This is a genomic window from Streptomyces sp. ISL-87 (genome assembly GCF_018614095.1).
Classification (GTDB): Bacteria; Actinomycetota; Actinomycetes; order Streptomycetales; family Streptomycetaceae; genus Streptomyces.
Genome location: NZ_JAGGOY010000079.1, coordinates 74,828 through 91,308, shown reverse-complemented (window position 1 = coordinate 91,308; position 16,481 = coordinate 74,828). Strand labels below are relative to the sequence as shown.

Sequence of the window (16,481 nt, the reverse complement as noted above, 5' to 3'; positions counted from 1 at the left end):
GCCCGCACCGGACAACCTGATCCCGCTCACCTGCAACGAGATCGCGCGCTTGTTCATCACCCTCGTCATCCAGCCCGTACGCGATACGGCACACCGTCTCCGCTGGTCACACTGGCGACGCCGCCACCAGGCCCGATCCCAAGCAAGCCACTACCACCGCCAAGCCGCAGCACCAGCATGATCACGATCTACAGCTGGAGTACTAGAAGTGGAATTCCCAGGCCTGGTTGACGATCCAGGGATCCTTGGGCTTCTTGACGCAGTCCCAGATCTGCAGGACCGCCATCGGCGGGGGAGGCGTGGGGAAGGACGGGTTCCTCGCGTCGAGGCACTTTCCGCTCAGCTTGTTCACCAAGAGGACGGACCCCAAGTCGGCACCGGGGCCGTAGAACCCTTGGATCTCCCAGAGCTGGTTCGTGGTGCCCGTGCAGTCCCACAGGATCACCGGGGTGCCGTTCGTCGTCCCGAAGCCCGCGGCGTCCAGGCATTTGTCATGGGACCACCTGATCTCGCTGCCGCCCGGGACGTCGACGAGAGCGAAGATGCTGCCTGCGCCGGATTCCAGACGCAGACCCCTGCCGTTGAGGCAGGCCATGTCACGGCATCCGGCGCTGATGACGGATACCTCCAGGCCGGAGCGCCGGTTCGTCAGGCGGGTCGACTGGTGCCAGGTATCGGCGTTGGCCGGGACAGGGGCCGCGAGACCCCACGACGTGCAGAACGCGGTGAGCGCGGCCAGAAGAACCATGGATTTTCTTCTCATCATGCTCTTCCCCCTCGGGGGATGTTGCGTTGTATTGTCACGATGGCACGGAAGGACTGACGCCGCGCGGTCACGCAGGGTTAGGGTATCCGCCGTGGCAGAAGTGAGCGGGGCACTTATCGGCGGCAGGTACCAACTCCTGGAACTCATAGGCCGGGGCGGTATGGGCCGTGTGTGGAGAGGGCGCGACGAGACGCTCGGCCGGGAGGTCGCCGTCAAGGAGGTCACGCTCCCGCAGGGCGTCAGCGATGAGCAGCGAGCCGTCCTGCTCGAGCGTGTGATGCGCGAAGCGCGGGCCGCCGCGCGGCTCAACCATCCGGGGATCATCACCGTGCACGACGTGGTCGAGCACGAGGGCGCGCCCGTCATCGTCATGGAGTACGTGACGGGTCCGTCCCTCGCCGCCGCCGTGGCGCAGGAGGGCCACCTGCCGGTGCGGCGGGTCGCCGAGATCGGCGTGCTGATGCTGAAGGCGCTCTCACGGGCGCACGCTTCGGGCATCGTCCACCGTGATCTGAAGCCCGACAACGTCCTGCTGATGGACGACCGGGTGATCATCACCGACTTCGGCATCGCTCACATGTCGGACGCCACGATGACGCTCACCCACACCGGAACCATCATCGGTACGCCCGCCTATATGGCCCCCGAGCAACTTGAAGGCAAGCCTCCGACGCCCGCCACCGACCTCTGGTCGCTGGGCGCCACCCTGTACAGCGCGCTGGAGGGCCGTCCGCCGTTCTCCGCCGAAACGTTCTCCGCGCTGTGCGTCGCCATCGTCATGCAGGAGCCGCCGGTACCGGAGCGGGCCGGCCGACTGGCGCCCTTACTGGCGGCCCTCTTGACGAAGGACCCGGCCCGGCGGGCCTCCGCCGAACAGGCGCTGGCCGCGCTGGAGGCCGTATCCCGGGGCGCCGAGCCCGCCGAGCCCGCCGAGCGCGCCGAGCCCGCCGAGCGCGCCGAGCCCGCCGAGCCCGCCGAGCGCGCCGAGCCCGCCGAGCCCGCCGAGATCCAGGCACAGGCCGCTCCGGCCCCGGCCCCGGGCCCCGCTCCGGACCCCGCCCCGGCACTCGCGCCGACGGACGTCCCGCCCTCCGGCCCGCAGCCGGTCCCCGTGGCCGGGACCACGCCCCGGCCGCAGTCGGTTCCGGCACTGGCTCTGCTGCTGCGCGGCGTGGGCTGCTTCGCCCTGATCTGGGCCGGCACCATGCTCCCGTACAACTACATCCGGGAATGGCACGGCAACTTGAGGGAACTGCTCATCTCCGCCACGGCTTTGGTGGTGGCCCTGGTGAACACGTCGCTGCGGCCCCGGTGGCCGGTCGCCCCGGCGTGGCTGCTGTTCGTCGTGGTGAACCTCGCCCTCTTCATGGCGGTGGCCCTGATCTGGCCCATCTGGGGGCTCCTGGGGGTCCTTTGCAACGCACTGCTGCTGGGCACCGCCTGCTGGGCCCTGTGGTGGTCGGTGCCCGGCAGCCGCAGCCGCTGACCGACATCGCCGTCGCGCTGGGCCGCCTGGCTTCCCGCGTTGTGCCCCCGCACCGGTTCCCCGGCTGGGACGGGCCCGGACCCTATGGCGTCTCGTCCGGGCCGAGCAGCAGCTGGAGCTTCCTGCGCAGCGTCGTGCTGGAGACGTCCGTGGTGTACGGCAGGTACACCACCTCGACCCCGACGCCGCCGACTTCCCGCTGCCACTGGGCCCCGTCCGAGGTGCCCTGCGAGTCCTCGCCCGTGAACAGGCGGTGGAAACCGATCTGCCGCCAGGCCTCCATCATCCCGGGTGTGGCGTCCGCGACGGCTTCGTCGACGTACTTCACGGAACGCACGATCTCCAGCCGCTCGTGGAGCGGTACGACGGGCGGGTTCCCCTTGCGTGCGGCGACCTCGTCGACGAACACCCCTGCGACGAGATGATCGCAGTGCGACCGGGCCTGCCGGAGCAGGTTGAGGTGACCCACATGAAAGAGGTCGAAGACACCGGGTGCGTAGCCGATGATGCGAGACGCGGGGTCCCCTGCCATGTGCGGGATGGTCAAGGTCGTGCTCCTGCTCTGTGCGGGGGAGGGCCCCGTCGGAGTGCGCCCGGTCCTGGCGGGTGCGTCAGGTGATCCGTCTCCCTGGGCACCGGCAGTTGAGCGGCGATCAAGATACACAAAATGTTGAAGCGCGCGCCCTTTCGGTACACGGGTTGAGACGACACGGGGCGGCGGGCGTCAGGCTCGCCGCCAGCGTGGCCTCGCCGCGCTTCGGGTGGGTGGCGGGTCGGCGCTGTCGAGGTGGAGGCTGCGGAGCGTGTCCTGTGTCTCGCGCTGGAAATGCTTGTAGGAGATGAGCTCGTCCCAGACCGGGTCGGGCAGGCCCGGGACGGTGGCACCGCGAGCCTGCCATTCGCGGGCGAGTTGATCGAAGAGTGGCGCCCGGCCGGCTTCCAGACCGCTTCCGGTCTGCTGGCGGGGGATGCCCGGCAGGGAAGAAGGACCGTCTGGCGCCCGGTGTCGTGCCGTTGAGGCAGGGGCGGCGTACTGCGTCGTGGCCATACACGGCCAAACGATTCTGTGCGGCGACGGAAACTGCCAGGACGCCGCCGCTGATGAGTGCACCGCCCCGTACCGCCGTGGGTTGGCCGGCCGTCCCCCCACGACATGGGCCGGGAGAGGCCTACGGTGGATGAGGAAATCTCGCAGAACCGGACAGGTACCGGCGGGTAGTGGTCCGGCGGCCCCCTGGATTTGATAGACGTGGAACAACGCGGGGCGTGCTTGCCTCTGGCGGAAAGGGGTGGCCATGTTCGATGCGCTTCGGCCGAAGACCGTCGTCTGCTCCTACTGTCAGGCGCGCCCGGCTGACGGGGACGCGCGGACCCTGTACTGCCACGAGGGCCGGCTGACCGTCACCTGGCACACCGACGGGTGCCCCCACTACACCGCCGACCGGGTCCTCGCCGGCATGGACACCTAAACCCCCTGCCCCCGAGGCGAAGTAATCATGGATCAGTCGCTCGTGGCTCGTATGTGGGAGTACCTGAACGCCGGACTCGCCATGGACGTCGAGGGCTGGACGCCCTCTACGACCCGCAGTCCGAGAACATCCGCTGCGACGAGGCGGGCAGGGTGGTGACCTTGACGAAGGACCAGTTCATGGGGCGCTTCCGCGCCCTGCGAGACCAGGGGCAGGCGGTGGGCGAGTCGATCGACGACCTCACTTTTGATCCAGGCCGCCCAGACCTCACCCGCCTGACCGCGCCAGCGGCGGCGGCCCACGTCCGGGCCGCCGCCGTGCACATCCGACCGGGTTCACGGCGTGCGCAACGCGTCGCGATGCGCAGCCAGCCAGGTCGCGAAGTCCTGTAGTTCGGGATTGAGTTCGCGGATCGCGGCGAGGTCCCGGGCACGGGTGAAACGCTCCTCGCAGTCGGCGTAGAACTGGAACATGTTGCCCGCCTCCTCCGCCGCGGGGAAGTCGAGGGCGCGGTAGGCGTCCGGGGTCAGGGGGAGGTACTCCACCGGTTCGCCGAGCGTCTCGGTGAGGGCTCTGGCCATGTCGGCGACGCGCAGGTGCTCACCGGCGATGCTGACGGTCGCGCCGATGAGGTCGGTGCCCCGCTTCAGGATCGCCAGCGCGGTCTTGCCGATGTCGTCGACGGCGATACCGGAGAGCCGGCTGGTGCCCATGGGGAAGTTGAGCCGGAGGATGCCGTCCTCGCCGCGCTGCGGGGCGGACGTCGTGAGCAGGTTCTCCCAGAAGAAGGTGGTGCGCAGAAAGGTGGTGGGCGCGCCCGCGTCGGTGAAGTAGTGGTCGGCCTCCGCCTTGCCGTCGAAGTCCGGCACCTTGTACGAGCCCTGGAGCGTGGGCATCCGGTCGTCGTCGAGGGGGATGCACTCGCGGGTGTCCTCCAGGGTGGACCAGATCACGTGCTGGACGCCGGCGTGCCCGGCGGCCCCGGCGATGGCGGCCGCCTGCGCCTTCTCCCTCTCCGCCGACATGTGCTCCCAGAAGTTGGTCATGAGGAACGCCCCGTACACGCCCTCGAACGCCGGCACCAGGGTCTCCGCGTCGTCCATGTCGGCCTGGACCACCTCCGCGCCCAGCCGAGCCAGCTCCCGTGCCCCGTCCGAGTCGGGCTGGCGCGTGACGGCCCGCACCCTGAATTCTCCGGCGGGGTCCGAGAGGATCGCCCGCGCCAGCGCTCCGCCTTGCGCCCCCCTCGCACCGAACACTGTGATGGTCCGCTTTTCCGCCGTGTCCGCCATCGTCCAGCCTCCGTGCCGTAGCGCTACGCGTACGAATCAATACGGTGAGGTGCCCACCTTATGTGGATGTTCCGGGCAATTCGATGATCCGGCTGAAGGCGTCCATGCACGGGGTGCAGTAGTGCTCGGCACCGGGCTCTGTCGCCGAAGGTGCGGCACGCTCAGGACGGAGCAGGAATCCGCACAAGGCGCTGGAAGGGGTTTCCTTGGCGAGGACGTGCCAGACCAGCCGGAGCCGGTCGGCGGTGGACTCGGCGCGCATCTCATACATCGGCGTACCGCCCTCCTGTATTCGCTGGGGCGAGTGGAACCCCGCCCGCTGTCCATGAGAGGGCCCTGTGACGAATAGGGCCAATGGGGGTAGACCATCGGAAGGAAAACACAGTGCCGGAGGTTTGAGCGGATCGACGGGTATCTACGCGACCGCTGGGCCGAAGGGACCGGGCAGGAAGGGAGGCGGATGCCGAATGGCCTGGGCATCGTGGACGACGACAGGGGTCTATGCGGGGGCCGGTGGCGTGAGTACGGAGGAGGCGGGGCGCATCTCGGGCAACCTGACCGTGCATACGACGTGGACGGGGGCCCAAGCGCAGGTCGCGGTCCAGTACACCGGCTCGTCGGACTGGTTCACCCTGTCCGGCAGCCCTGTGGGCTGCTCGTCGGAGCCGGAGAGCCGGGATCTGCACCAAGCCGTGGTGGAACGGGTCCGTGAGGGAGCCGGCACCGGCGTTCCGCTCCACTGGGGCACGAGTGCGGCCTGACACCGCAGGGATGTCCCACCGGCCCGAACCGAAGGCCGCACGGCCAGAAGGCCGTGCGGCCATGACCGTGCGGCCTGACGGGCGCCAGTGCCGGCGCCGGCGCCCGTCGGGCGGGGCTGCCTGCCTGCCGGGGCTGCCTGCCTGCCTGCCGGGCTGATGCCGTTACCGCCGCCCGGCTGGGTCGTCGTCGCGGATGGGTCGTCCTTCCCGGACCGCCGCACGGTCGAGGTGCCGCCCGGCACCGCCACCCGCGCAGCCCGCCGGGGCCGGCCCGGTGTGCCCTGGCCGCGCCCCTGGGGGCGGGGTGGCAGAGTGGGGTCATGTGCGGCCGCTATGCCTCCACCCGCGCTCCCGCCGACCTGGCCGGCCTCTTCGAGGCGCGCTGGGATCCGCGCGAGACGCTGGCTGCGAGCTGGAACGTCGCCCCCACTGACCCGGTGTGGGCCGTCCTGGAACGCCCGGACCGTGGCAGCGGTGAGCTGGAGCGCCGGCTGCGCACCCTGCGGTGGGGCCTGGTGCCCTCGTGGGCGAAGGACCCGGGTGTCGGTTCCCGGATGATCAACGCTCGGGTGGAGACGGTCCACGAGAAGCCGGCCTACCGTCGGGCGTTCGCCAAACGAAGGTGTCTGCTGCCCGCGGACGGCTTCTACGAATGGCAGCCCGTCCCCGCCACCGCCACGGCGAAGGCCTACAAGCAGCCGTACTTCATCGCGCCCGAGGACACCGCTGTGATGGCCCTGGCCGGTCTCTACGAATTCTGGCGCGACCCGGCCGTCGCCGATCAGGATGATCCGGACGCCTGGCTGGTCACGGCCGCGATCATCACCACTGAAGCCACCGACTCGGCCGGCCGGATCCACCCGAGGATGCCCCTCGCCCTGGACCCCGCGGACTACGAGGCCTGGCTCGATCCCACCCGCCAGGACATCCACGAGCTCCGCGCCTTGCTCCACACCCCGGCCGGCGGCCGGCTGGAGGTGCGGCCGGTGTCGACCGCGGTCAACAGCGTCCGCAACAACGGCCCCCATCTCCTCGACGCCCCTGCCTGACCGCCTGGCCGCCGGCGCACCGGGTCAGAGGGGGCCTTGCCGTGCCGACTCGGGCCAGGCCGCCATCGCCGCGTCGGCCACGCGCTCCAGCACCTCGCGTGCCACCCCGTCGCACGCCTGCTGGTTCATCCCCTGGATCACGGCCGCGTAGAAGGCCGCGAGCCCGTCGGCGTCCACATCCGCAGGGAGGAGGCCCGCGTCGACGTCGGCGCGGATGCGGGCGGCGAAGGAAGCCTTCGTCTCCTCCCGCATCGCCCGCAGGCCGGCCTTCACGTCCTGTGAGCCGGGGCCGCAGTTGGTCGCCGCGGTGATGAGGAGGCAGCCCGGCGGGTGGCTCGGGTCGGTGTAGTCGGCGGCGAGGTACCGCAGCATCCCCGCGATGGCGGAGCGGGCGGTCCTCGACGTCTCCGTCTGGCATCAGCTGTTCGAGTCGGGTCAGCACTCCCTGCTCGCCGAATACCTGAACCTGATGGCCCTGAGCGCACCTGTGCTGAACTCGCTCACACCCGCCCGGGTTCAGGCCGCTGCCGAGCAGATCGCGCCGCTCATCCCGTCCGGCACGGGGGACCAGGTCGGTCTGGTCCGGCGCATCGACGTCCGCGCGGATCTCGCCGGCATGGCGGTGCCGACCCTGGTCGTCGTCACCACCGGCGACCCGCTCGTCTCTCCCGCCCTCCAGCGCGAGCTCGCCGTCGGCATCCCGGCGGCGGAGGTCGCCGAACTTCCTACGGGACACCTGCCGTTCGCCGAGCGCCCGGAGGAGTGGCTGAAGCTCATCACCGACTTCCTCGTACAGGACTGACGCGTGTGCAGACTGACGTGTTCACGCCAATTTTCTGCGGGGCCCGGGTGCCCCTGTACTCCGACGCATGCCGTATATAGCCTGCGTTGCGCAACGCAGTTAACAGCATGGCCCGGCACGCCTGCATGGGTTCGTCTGAACGCCGACGCAGGGCCCCTTCCGTGGGATCTCGTCGAGCGACTAAGGAATTGCGTATGAATCGCGTGACCGACGTGGCCGACGAGGTGCCGCGGCCGCAGGTGTTACTGGTGGTGATCGGCTCGGTCATCGGCGCGGTGCTGCTGGGAGTGTCTCTCGTGGTCAGTCTGGCCGGGCTCAACGAGCCTGAGATGCCCAACATGCCAACTCTTCCGGGTGGGACGCCGCTTCCGCGGCTCCCGTCCGATTTCCCGTCCGCCCCCTCGTTACCGGGCGGCTTACCGACGCGGTTCCCCTCTGACTTTCCCACGGACTTTCCGACGGACTTTCCCACCAGCCTGCCCTCGGACCTGCTCCGTCAGTTTCCGACCGGCCTGCCCGGTGCACCCGCCGCCCCGGGTGGTGCCCGGTGACCGACAGCCTGCCGTCCCCCAAGACCTCGGCCGTGCCCAGGCGCATACGCGACGACGCACTGGCGAGGGGGTGGGCACTGCTGATCGCCCGGCTGGTGATCGCGCTGTACCTCGTGGAGCTGTTGCTCAACATCACCCGGCCGCACCTGCTGCCGGACGAGCCAGCCGTGTCGATCTTCTATGAGCTGCCGAAGTCGATCTCCCAGCAAATGAACAGAGGGCCGTTCGGCTCGCTCGATCGGCTGCTGTCCATGCCACGGATGGTCTTCTGGGCCGTGATGGCGGGCATCGTGGTGGGTGCGCTGCTCCAGGTATTCGCGATGATCACTCGCCCGGCGGGCCGCCGGGCCGTGGTTCTCACCTGGGCGACCCTGGTGGCCCTGCTGGGTCCGTTCGCTTTGATGGGGCTGGCGGTCCTTGCCACGTATCCGCTGACTGCGCTCGCCTGCGTGCCCAGTACGGCGTTCGTCCTGTGGCTGTTGCACCACGGCCAGAGATTCGCCCGGCTGCCGCTGTCGGTACTGCTGACCGCGTTCGGCTGGGGCGCGTTCATCGTGTTCGGGTTGGGCCGTGCCTACAGCGGCCTCGCGTTCGCGACCGTCTACGGCTACCTGCTCAAGGATCCAGGCTCGCCCGCCGACCTCACCGCACCCCTCCAGGGCCTCTACCGCGTGATTGACTTCCTGATCCTGCATCTGAGCGTTGTGAACGTGCTGCTCGTCGCGGCAGGCGTTGTGATGATCCTGCTCCTGTTCCGGCACCGGGTCACCGATACCGTGACCGGTCTTGTCCTTGGAGCCGCGGTCGGGCTCGGGTACACCTTCGTGGAAAGCGTCCTGTTCATCCGGCTGTACGGCGCGATGAGCTCGTTCACCGGGGCGACAGGCGGCTTCGAGTACTGGATCCGGCAGTCGATCGGCCTACTCGGTGGGCAGGTGGCGTGCGGTGCGCTGCTCGGGGCCGGGCTCGGCCTCGCAGCCCAGACGCGGCAGCGCAGACGGCGCGCGCTCATCGCCGGGGCGGCCCTCGTGGCAGCGGTCGGCGGCGCCGTGGCCACCGAAATACTGTCGGCGTGGCTCTCACACCTGGTCGGTGATCACATCGAGGTCGGCTCGGCCTTCGACACCCTGGTCGTCTCCCCGCTCCTCTGGCTGCTCCCGCAGGCGCCCTTCATCGTGCTCGCCGTCCTTCTGCTGATGACCGGGAGGCGCGCACGGGCCTTGGCGGCGCAGGTCGCGCTGTCGGCCGAGGCGGCGGAGGGCGGGGCCATTACCCCCGGAGAAGCGCCCTTCCTGACCAATCCGGCGCTGCGGTTCTGGGCACTGGCGGGCACCTGGCGGTGGTACGGGCGCAATGCCGCGCTGGCGCTGCTCCGGCTGCAGTCCGCTCAGCTGGACCTGGCCGGCTGGCGACTGCAACAACAGGCAGCCCCCGTGGACAACGCAGCCGGCGTAGCGGACGCGGGTGACGTAGCCGACGCAGATGACATGGTCGATGCAGCCGACGTGGCGAGTCGCGAGAAGGGTGAGCAATTGCGCGCGAAAGTGATGCGCCTGAAGGCGAACGCCCGCTCGGCGGTGACATCATGACCGGCCGTGGATTTACCGCGCTGACCTTACGCGCAGCCTGTCTCATCGCGGGAGCGGTCCCCATAGCCTGCCTCATACTGCTCCTCGTCCCGCAACAGGCGTCGGCCTGCACGGTCAGCCTTGGCTACAGACCATCGCTGAAAGTCAATTTCAACGACCCTCACTTCATCAGCAGCCGGGCGTGCGCCAATGGCACCTCGCTCGCCGGTTCCACCATCGTGGCTCTCCTGGCGGTCACCGCCCTGGCCGCCGCGGGCACCAGGGCATTCAAACGGGGCGCGGCGCTCACCGTGTCGTCCTCCTCCCCTGGCCAGGACACGGGGCCCGGGCAGGCGCTGACCGACTACCTTCAGGCCGCGGGCACGGCCCCGCCGGCGCCCGGCCCCGGTCAAAGCCAAGCGGGAGACCACGGTGCGCATCCCTAGTCATAGCCGGTGGCAACGCCTTGCCGCACTGTTCGGCGCGGCGCTGATCGCCTTCGTGCCGGGGGTGCCGGGAGCGCTCGCAGAGTCCACGCCTCCGCCCTTCACGGACGCGAACGGTGTGCGCCTCATAGTGCCGCCGGGCACGAGTCTGGACACCGACCAGCAGTTGGAGGCGGCGTCCGGGCAGCTGCTCCAAAGCCCGATGGGACGAAGGCTCGTCGCGGCTCGCATGAGGTTCGGAACCGACCCCGGGAACGTGTCGGTCGAGTGGTTCGACTTCTCCTGGCTGCGGGACGAAAAGACGCTTCCCTGGTTTCGGGCGGACACGTTCCACAGCGACATGCTGAATGCACTCAATGCGGCAAATTCCGGATTCGACATCCCAGGTGATTACAACATCGCCGCGAAGCCCGTCGATTACGCGGACAACCGGGAGATCTACGCGGAGCTCGGAGCGAAGCAGGCCGGCAAGCTGCTGGAAGTTTCGACGAGCAACGTGTATCACGGTACCCATTCCGAGCAGATCCCCCTCGCGCGCATCCGGGCCGCCGGTCCGCTGAGCATCCAGAGAATGTCCAAGGACATCAGTGACGCGGCAGCCAAATCACTGACAGATTCGATCTTGGTGCGGTCTTCGCTGGGGCTCGCGAGCGAGAACAGTCCCTGCCTCAACAAATGCAATAAACAGACCCAGGACTTCCAGCGCAAGCTCGCCATCGCCTATTACGGCCGGGGCGGAAGCCCTGACTCCAAGGCCTCCGTGGCGGTCTCACAGAACGTCATGGGCAAGGCCACATCCCAGCTGCGCCGGGAGAAGACCCGCAAGGAGGAGCAGAAGCGCAAGGAGACCTTGGGACTCCGGCCGGACTGCGACACCGGGGTGGCGGGCCCGCCCGGGGAAGGCACACGCGGGGGCAGCGGCCGTGTCGTGGTGATGGCGGCGGCGCTGCCCATGGCAGCAGCCCCCTGCTCCTCACCGGGCGGATCCTCGTCGGGCGGGCTCGCCGAGGCGCTCGCGTCGAAGGACACCGGCGGTGTCGACTTCTCCACTCTTGAAATGCGCTACCTGTCCGACAACCCCGGTTCCGGAGGAGTGCAGTACTCCTTCTCGGCGAAACCGGCCGCTCCAGGGCTCCAGCAGGACATCGACTCCGGCCTCGACCTGCTCACGACCAGCGCCGCGGACCTGAGGGCCTGGCTCGTGCTGGACCCGAACAAGTTCTGGGTCAATCTCAACCCGAATGAGCCGGACAGGATCGTGGACACCGAACTCGGCCAGACGAACGCCGGCCGGGCGCTCCTCGAGGCAGACCTGCAGATGAAGCGCACAGAGGGAAAGCTCCTCGATCCCAAGACCGACTTCGGCGCGCGTTACTGGAAGGCACTGACCGGCCCCTCCGGGAAGGCGTGCTATTCATCAAGGCTGTGGATCGTGCCCGGCGACGTCCAGGTACGCGAGGACGGCGGGTCGCTCTACATCCTCAAAGCAACCCTCGCGGTGAACGCGAAGGCCCAGCACATCGCCGGATTGCCCCAGTCGTGCGACGCCGATCCGGAGAGCGACGCGCGCAACGAGCGGCTGGAACAGACGACGGTGGTGCCCAAAGTCGCCGAGGCGGTCAATACGGCGCCGGAGTACGCGCCGCTGCGCCGCGCCTTCCTTGCCCGCATAGTGGCCCAGTGGATCCGCAAGCGGCACCAGGAAGGCCACCCGACCTCCTTCGGCAAACTGATCGACTCGGGAGATCTCGGCCCGGCCAGACTCAAGGGCGACTGGCGGCCTCGGCAGGTGTTCGACACCTACGTTCATTCCATCGAAAGCGGAGAGTTCACCTACGAGCAGACCACCGAAGAGGGCGACACCGTCGTCACGTCCACGATGGTGTTCGGCGGGGTCGACTTCAGCAAGCTGAACACCACCCCGGTCAGCGCCGAGCGGATGAACAGCCTGTATCCACAACTGCCGCAGACCGTGAAGGCGTCGAGGGACCACCCGGCGGCCGCCCCGGACGGATCGATCTGGCTGGGCGAGACGGCCGCCTCACCGGACAGCAGCCTGTGGTCCAGGACCTCCGACGCGGTCCGTGAGTTCGCGACCAGCCGCACCGGCGTCATGGTCCTGCTGCTCGGCGCGCTGGTCGTGGTCACCTTCGGAATCCGCAGCGGCTCCGGCCGCCGACGGCAGCCGTCGTGAGCCGTGAGCCGGAACCGCCGTAGAGAACGGGGTGAGGTGTCATCCGCGCGCCAGGACCCGGCGTTCCGCCTCCTCCACCGTCAGGCGGGCGTCCGGGTCACCGTCCGCCGCGCGGACCGCCGCGCGGACCGCCGCGCGGACCAGGGACAGGTAGAACAGCGCCGGGGCGCACGGGGCCCACAGCGGGGTGTCGCGCAGGAACGTGAGGACCGACTCCGGGTCGGCCGGGGTGAACGTGTAGCGGTCGTGCTCCCACTTGTCCTCGACGCCACGGCTCCAGCGCGCCCGCAGTTCCTCCTCGCCCAGGTCCTCCAGGACCGCCCGGAAGAACACCGCCCACTGGTTGTTCCGCAGGTCCAGGCCGAAGCCGAGCAGTTCCAGGTCGACCCGGTCGGACGCCTGCACCGCCAGCTCCTCGCGCAGTGCCCGGCGCGCCACCTGGTGCAGGCTGATCTCACCGGACGCGGGCAGGTCGTGGTTCGCGGCGAGGCCCTCGTTGGCCGAGGAGTTCCAGCGGGAGGCGTTCGGGCCGGCCACCCTGGCGCTGCGCCGGGAGAAGAGCATTTTGCCGTCCTTGCCCGTCTCGACTGCCACGTTCACGCCGAGGCTGCAGAACATCCAGGGCGGGGCGTCGAGCGGGTCGGCGTCCTCCAGGTACTGCTGGCGCAGCGTCGAGCCGTTGCGCAGGGTCCGCCCCAGCCGCTTCGACCCCGACCACTCCTTCGCCCTCACCGAGCTGGTGGACCGGATCCTCTCGGCCCCGCGGCCGTCGCACACCCTCCTCGTCCTCGACGCCTGCTCCTCACACGGGCACCTGAACGTGGCCCTGCGGCGGGCGGTCAGCAAGGACCGCGCCGCGGTGGCCCGCGCGTACCAGGACACCGCCGCCGGATTCGCCGTGATCGGCACGTCGGGGGTGGGCGCCACCATCCGGGAAGGTCTTTGGGTGGGTTGGCTGTCGTCCGTCCTCGGCAAGCCCGACACCGAGGTCTCCGACCGCTCCCTGCCGATGCACCGGTCGACCTCTACCTCTCCGTCCCCTACCTCGTCGATGCCGTCGACCAGGAAGCGGCCGCGGAAGGCCTGGAGACCAGGGACGAGCGGCCGGGGTTCGAGACGGTCCGGCCCCTGCCCAACAACTTCCTGCACAACCCGTACTTCCAGGACGACGGCGATGCCGCCCTCCGTGGACAGTGGGCAAATCCGGCCGTACTCGCCGACGACGCGGAGCCCCCGTGGGCGCAGGAATCCCCCTTTCAGCTACAGGAAGGTGGCGCGCTGGAACGGGAGTTCACCGGCCGGCACGCCGCGCTGGCCCGCCTCGTCCGCTGGCTCGACACGGCGGCGCACGGCATGCAGGTGGTCACCGGGCCCGGCGGATCCGGCAAGACCGCCCTGCTCGCGATGCTCGGACTGCTGTCCGTGGCCCGGCGCAAACGACGGCTCGACCACCAGCCGCCGCCGCAGATCTGCCCGCGGCCCGGCACCGTCCACGCCCTGATCACCTGCCGCGACCGCTCCCTCCCCGCCGTCGTCGAGGCCGTATGGGACGCGCTGAGCACCTTCGACGCCATGCAGCACAAACCCCCGACGGGCCTGGACGCCAGCCGCTGCGCCGAAGCCGTCGCCGCCCTCGCCCGGCAGGCGGGCGCACTGAACCTACTCTTCGACGGGCTCGACGAGGCGATGCCGGGTCAGGCGCACGAGATCGCACGCCAGTTCCTGAACCGGCTCGCGGAGACCTCGGGCGTGAAGGTGATCGTGGCGACGCGCCCACGGCCCCGGCGGCAGCTGGCCGACCCGGTCGTCGCCGAGAGCCTCCTCGACGTACTCGACCAGACCACCGCCCCCCTCGCCCTCGACCAGGACGACGACGCCGAACGGGACATCACGGCCCTCGTGGAGTCGCTCCTCGCCGCCCCCGGCTCCCCGTACGCGGACGCACGCCGCGCCCTGCTGCGGCGCGAGGCCGCACAGGCGATCGCCGCCGAGAGCGACGGGCTCTTCCTCGTTGCCCGGCTCATCGCCGGCCAGCTCGTCCGCCGGGCGCACCCGCCGTCCGGCCCCGAACTGGAGGCCGAACTCCGGCAGGCGGGAACCGGACTGGAGGAATGGGTCCGCCGGGAGATCAGCCACCTCGAACAAGACGGGACCGTACCGGCGGCCAGGATCCTCGCCCCGCTCGCCCTGGCGCACGGAGGCGGGCTGCGCGACCTCTCCCTCCTGGTGACGATGGCCGACGCCCTGCACGGCCGGGCAGGGGCCTTCACCCGCGCCCAGACCCGCGACGTCCTGGCCCTGGCCCAGGGCGGCCTCGTCGCCGTCGAGTCGGGTACGTACCGGCTCGCGCACGCCGGGGACGGCGCCCACATCCTCGAACGGCTCGGCCTCACACCGCAGAACGGACACCTCAAGGTCCACGACGCGCTCCGCGCCCGCGCAGCCCCCGAGTGGGGGCGGGCGGACGCCTACACCCGCTCCTATCTGGCCGTCCACGCCGCCCAGGCGCCGAGACCCAGCTCCACCAGATCCATCCGGCCGGAGTGGGACGGCAGCTGCTCGGACCGGCCGCACCGCTGACGCATACCGGGCGCGGACCGGTCCGGGCGATCGCGGCCCTGCCGGACCCCGCACCGAGGGCGGGTGAGCCGGCGGCCGCCGGCGCGTGGCTGGCCCGCGCCGACGGCCACACCACCGACGTGTGGCGGCTGGCCGTCACCGCCGGCGGCGACGGCCGCCCCGACCCCGGCTGGTCGGTGGAGCACGCGCTGTCGGTGGAATCGCCCGACGCCCGTGGCGTGGCGCTCGGCCGCCTCGGTACGCAGCCCCTGCTGGTCCTCCACCAAGGCGACCGGGTGGCCGTGCACGGGCTCGCGGAGGAGGGCCGCCCGCTGTGCGCGTTCCCCGTCCACGGGCACCGCATGCGCAGGCGCTGGCCTGTGACCCCCGCGGCAGCGGGCGCGTCGCGGTCGCCGACGGCCCGCACGTACGGATCCTCGACGTCGCCGCGGCGACCGCCGCCCGGCCCCGCGAGCCGCAACGCAGCTACACCGAACGCCTCATGGTGGAACCGGCGGCAGGCCCGCCCGGCCGTCCCGCGCTGCTGTGCCGGGTCATGGGGCGCGCCGTCGTCGCCGGATACCCCGGCGCGGGCGGGGAGCCGGTGCTGCTGCGGCAGGACGAGGCGGTCACCGCGGTGCGCGCGGTGTGGCACGACGACACCTGGCTCGTCGCCGCCGCCGCAGGCCGGACCGTACGCGTCTGGTCGCTCACCGCCGCCCTGGAGAGCGCCGCCCCGTACGAGGACATCACCCTGCCCGGCGACGCCGGCGAGGAGATACGCGGTCTGGGACTCGTTGTCGAGGAGGACGGCGCGCCGAGCGTGTTCGTCCCCGACCGCAGGCGGGTTCAGCGGCGGCGGCTGCGCAACGGCCGCTGGCTGGTCCAGGACGAGGTCGATGTGGTCGCCCACGCCCTGGACGCCCGCGCCATGTCCGACGGCAGCACCTGGGTCGGCGTCGACACCGGTCGCGGCTTCCGGCTGTGGCAGGCGGGCGCGGAGCACGACGGGGCGCTGCCCCTGCTCGACGACTCCTGGCGGCGTACGGCGGCCATGGTGCTGGGCGAGCACCAGGTGCTGGGCAGGTCCGTCCCCCTGGTGGCGTGGGGGGCCGACGACATGATCTACCTCGCCCGGTACAAGGGCGGGCGCTGGGTCGCGGACCGGTTCCCGTACCCGGGCGGACGCGCCTCGGCGCTCGTCTTCACGGGCAGCCCGGACCGCCCGCTGCTGGTGGCCTGCGGCGGGGAGCTGACCGGCTCGGTGTTCGACGCGACGACCCGCCGGGAGCTGAAGGCGGCGACGGTGCCCTGGCGGGGGCTGGACGTCGAGGCGGCCGGGGCCGTGTACGAGGAGGGCCGCGGTATCACCCTGACCCTCCAGGGGCGCCGCCGCTGCGACCAGATCCTGCTCGGCGCGCAGGCGCTGAACCCGGCGCCCGACGCCCGCCCCGGACCGGAAAGACGCGCGGGCACAAGCGGCCCGGGCGTCGGCCCGGGCGCCAACGGCTGGCGGCCCCGCACAGGCTGGTAGCGGC

Annotated in this window: 18 protein-coding genes and 1 pseudogene; 12 read left to right on the top strand and 7 right to left on the bottom strand. The window is 70.6% G+C overall.

Annotated features, from left to right (window positions below; genetic code table 11):
• Positions 1–181 (top strand): annotated as a pseudogene (locus J7I97_RS27945) (IS701 family transposase); the annotation flags it as partial.
• 21 nt (positions 182–202) lie between these two features.
• Here J7I97_RS27945 and J7I97_RS27940 read toward each other — a convergent pair.
• Positions 203–748 (bottom strand): RICIN domain-containing protein, encoded by a 546-nt coding sequence (locus J7I97_RS27940; RefSeq protein ID WP_214940045.1) that lies wholly within the window; start codon positions 746–748, stop codon positions 203–205.
• A 109-nt stretch (positions 749–857) separates the two neighbouring features.
• Between J7I97_RS27940 and J7I97_RS27935 the strand changes: the two genes are divergently transcribed.
• Entirely contained in the window at positions 858–2,252 is a 1,395-nt protein-coding gene (locus tag J7I97_RS27935) for a serine/threonine-protein kinase (protein WP_214940042.1), read from the top strand.
• 82 nt (positions 2,253–2,334) lie between these two features.
• Here J7I97_RS27935 and J7I97_RS27930 read toward each other — a convergent pair whose 3' ends face one another.
• Positions 2,335–2,784, bottom strand: a complete 450-nt coding sequence (locus tag J7I97_RS27930) for an adenylyltransferase/cytidyltransferase family protein (RefSeq protein WP_214940074.1) — start codon at positions 2,782–2,784, stop codon at positions 2,335–2,337.
• 192 nt (positions 2,785–2,976) lie between these two features.
• Positions 2,977–3,300, bottom strand: a complete 324-nt coding sequence (locus tag J7I97_RS27925; protein WP_214940039.1) for a hypothetical protein — start codon at positions 3,298–3,300, stop codon at positions 2,977–2,979.
• A gap of 247 nt (positions 3,301–3,547) precedes the next feature.
• On the opposite strand from J7I97_RS27925, the gene J7I97_RS27920 reads away from it, so the two are divergent.
• Positions 3,548–3,721, top strand: a complete 174-nt coding sequence (locus J7I97_RS27920) for a hypothetical protein (protein ID WP_214940036.1) — start codon at positions 3,548–3,550, stop codon at positions 3,719–3,721.
• A gap of 335 nt (positions 3,722–4,056) precedes the next feature.
• Here J7I97_RS27920 and J7I97_RS27915 read toward each other — a convergent pair whose 3' ends face one another.
• Both J7I97_RS27915 and J7I97_RS27910 read right to left on the bottom strand, forming a co-directional pair.
• Complete coding sequence (locus J7I97_RS27915) at positions 4,057–5,013, bottom strand: NmrA/HSCARG family protein (protein WP_214940033.1); 957 nt, start codon at positions 5,011–5,013, stop codon at positions 4,057–4,059.
• Between the two features lie 58 nt (positions 5,014–5,071).
• Positions 5,072–5,284 (bottom strand): hypothetical protein, encoded by a 213-nt coding sequence (locus J7I97_RS27910; RefSeq protein ID WP_214940030.1) that lies wholly within the window; start codon positions 5,282–5,284, stop codon positions 5,072–5,074.
• 196 nt (positions 5,285–5,480) lie between these two features.
• Between J7I97_RS27910 and J7I97_RS27905 the strand changes: the two genes are divergently transcribed.
• On the top strand, positions 5,481–5,774 hold the full coding sequence (locus J7I97_RS27905; RefSeq protein WP_214940027.1) for a hypothetical protein: 294 nt from the start codon (positions 5,481–5,483) through the stop codon (positions 5,772–5,774).
• 320 nt (positions 5,775–6,094) lie between these two features.
• On the top strand, positions 6,095–6,823 hold the full coding sequence (locus J7I97_RS27900; RefSeq protein WP_214940024.1) for an SOS response-associated peptidase: 729 nt from the start codon (positions 6,095–6,097) through the stop codon (positions 6,821–6,823).
• A 24-nt stretch (positions 6,824–6,847) separates the two neighbouring features.
• Here the strand turns inward: J7I97_RS27900 and J7I97_RS27895 are convergent, their stop codons facing one another.
• Positions 6,848–7,195, bottom strand: coding sequence for a TetR family transcriptional regulator C-terminal domain-containing protein (locus tag J7I97_RS27895; RefSeq protein WP_214940021.1), 348 nt, complete (start codon positions 7,193–7,195; stop codon positions 6,848–6,850).
• Between the two features lie 7 nt (positions 7,196–7,202).
• Here J7I97_RS27895 and J7I97_RS27890 point away from each other — a divergent pair, with 7 nt between their 5' ends.
• The 5 genes from J7I97_RS27890 (at position 7,203) to J7I97_RS27870 (ending at position 12,384) form a co-directional block, all read left to right on the top strand.
• Positions 7,203–7,625, top strand: coding sequence for an alpha/beta fold hydrolase (locus tag J7I97_RS27890; RefSeq protein WP_214940018.1), 423 nt, complete (start codon positions 7,203–7,205; stop codon positions 7,623–7,625).
• A 194-nt stretch (positions 7,626–7,819) separates the two neighbouring features.
• Positions 7,820–8,176, top strand: a complete 357-nt coding sequence (locus J7I97_RS27885) for a hypothetical protein (protein ID WP_214940016.1) — start codon at positions 7,820–7,822, stop codon at positions 8,174–8,176.
• Complete coding sequence (locus J7I97_RS27880) at positions 8,173–9,765, top strand: PrsW family glutamic-type intramembrane protease (RefSeq protein ID WP_214940013.1); 1,593 nt, start codon at positions 8,173–8,175, stop codon at positions 9,763–9,765. The genes J7I97_RS27885 and J7I97_RS27880 overlap by 4 nt, the downstream gene beginning before the upstream one ends.
• Positions 9,762–10,190, top strand: coding sequence for a hypothetical protein (locus J7I97_RS27875; RefSeq protein WP_214940010.1), 429 nt, complete (start codon positions 9,762–9,764; stop codon positions 10,188–10,190). The genes J7I97_RS27880 and J7I97_RS27875 overlap by 4 nt, the downstream gene beginning before the upstream one ends.
• Entirely contained in the window at positions 10,177–12,384 is a 2,208-nt protein-coding gene (locus J7I97_RS27870; protein ID WP_214940007.1) for a hypothetical protein, read from the top strand. Before J7I97_RS27875 ends, J7I97_RS27870 begins: the two co-directional genes overlap by 14 nt.
• Before the next feature lie 39 nt (positions 12,385–12,423).
• On the opposite strand, the gene J7I97_RS27865 is transcribed toward J7I97_RS27870, so the two are convergent.
• Entirely contained in the window at positions 12,424–13,314 is an 891-nt protein-coding gene (locus J7I97_RS27865) for a hypothetical protein (protein WP_251059230.1), read from the bottom strand.
• Between the two features lie 21 nt (positions 13,315–13,335).
• Between J7I97_RS27865 and J7I97_RS27860 the strand changes: the two genes are divergently transcribed.
• Both J7I97_RS27860 and J7I97_RS27855 read left to right on the top strand, forming a co-directional pair.
• The gene (locus tag J7I97_RS27860; protein WP_214940005.1) at positions 13,336–14,964 is read left to right on the top strand and encodes a hypothetical protein; all 1,629 of its coding nucleotides are present in this window, start codon (positions 13,336–13,338) and stop codon (positions 14,962–14,964) included.
• A gap of 313 nt (positions 14,965–15,277) precedes the next feature.
• Entirely contained in the window at positions 15,278–16,477 is a 1,200-nt protein-coding gene (locus tag J7I97_RS27855) for a hypothetical protein (RefSeq protein ID WP_214940003.1), read from the top strand.
• Positions 16,478–16,481 lie beyond the last annotated feature (4 nt).

Excerpts from the sequence above, each read along its gene's own strand:
- J7I97_RS27940 (WP_214940045.1), bottom strand. The coding sequence starts at position 748 with ATGGTTCTTCTGGCCGCGCTCACCGCGTTCTGCACGTCGTGGGGTCTC.
- J7I97_RS27930 (WP_214940074.1), bottom strand. The coding sequence starts at position 2,784 with ATGGCAGGGGACCCCGCGTCTCGCATCATCGGCTACGCACCCGGTGTC.
- J7I97_RS27925 (WP_214940039.1), bottom strand. The coding sequence starts at position 3,300 with ATGGCCACGACGCAGTACGCCGCCCCTGCCTCAACGGCACGACACCGG.
- J7I97_RS27920 (WP_214940036.1), top strand. The coding sequence starts at position 3,548 with ATGTTCGATGCGCTTCGGCCGAAGACCGTCGTCTGCTCCTACTGTCAG.
- J7I97_RS27915 (WP_214940033.1), bottom strand. The coding sequence starts at position 5,013 with ATGGCGGACACGGCGGAAAAGCGGACCATCACAGTGTTCGGTGCGAGG.
- J7I97_RS27910 (WP_214940030.1), bottom strand. The coding sequence starts at position 5,284 with ATGTATGAGATGCGCGCCGAGTCCACCGCCGACCGGCTCCGGCTGGTC.
- J7I97_RS27905 (WP_214940027.1), top strand. The coding sequence starts at position 5,481 with ATGGCCTGGGCATCGTGGACGACGACAGGGGTCTATGCGGGGGCCGGT.
- J7I97_RS27900 (WP_214940024.1), top strand. The coding sequence starts at position 6,095 with ATGTGCGGCCGCTATGCCTCCACCCGCGCTCCCGCCGACCTGGCCGGC.
- J7I97_RS27895 (WP_214940021.1), bottom strand. The coding sequence starts at position 7,195 with ATGCTGCGGTACCTCGCCGCCGACTACACCGACCCGAGCCACCCGCCG.
- J7I97_RS27890 (WP_214940018.1), top strand. The coding sequence starts at position 7,203 with ATGGCGGAGCGGGCGGTCCTCGACGTCTCCGTCTGGCATCAGCTGTTC.
- J7I97_RS27885 (WP_214940016.1), top strand. The coding sequence starts at position 7,820 with ATGAATCGCGTGACCGACGTGGCCGACGAGGTGCCGCGGCCGCAGGTG.
- J7I97_RS27875 (WP_214940010.1), top strand. The coding sequence starts at position 9,762 with ATGACCGGCCGTGGATTTACCGCGCTGACCTTACGCGCAGCCTGTCTC.
- J7I97_RS27865 (WP_251059230.1), bottom strand. The coding sequence starts at position 13,314 with ATGGTGGCGCCCACCCCCGACGTGCCGATCACGGCGAATCCGGCGGCG.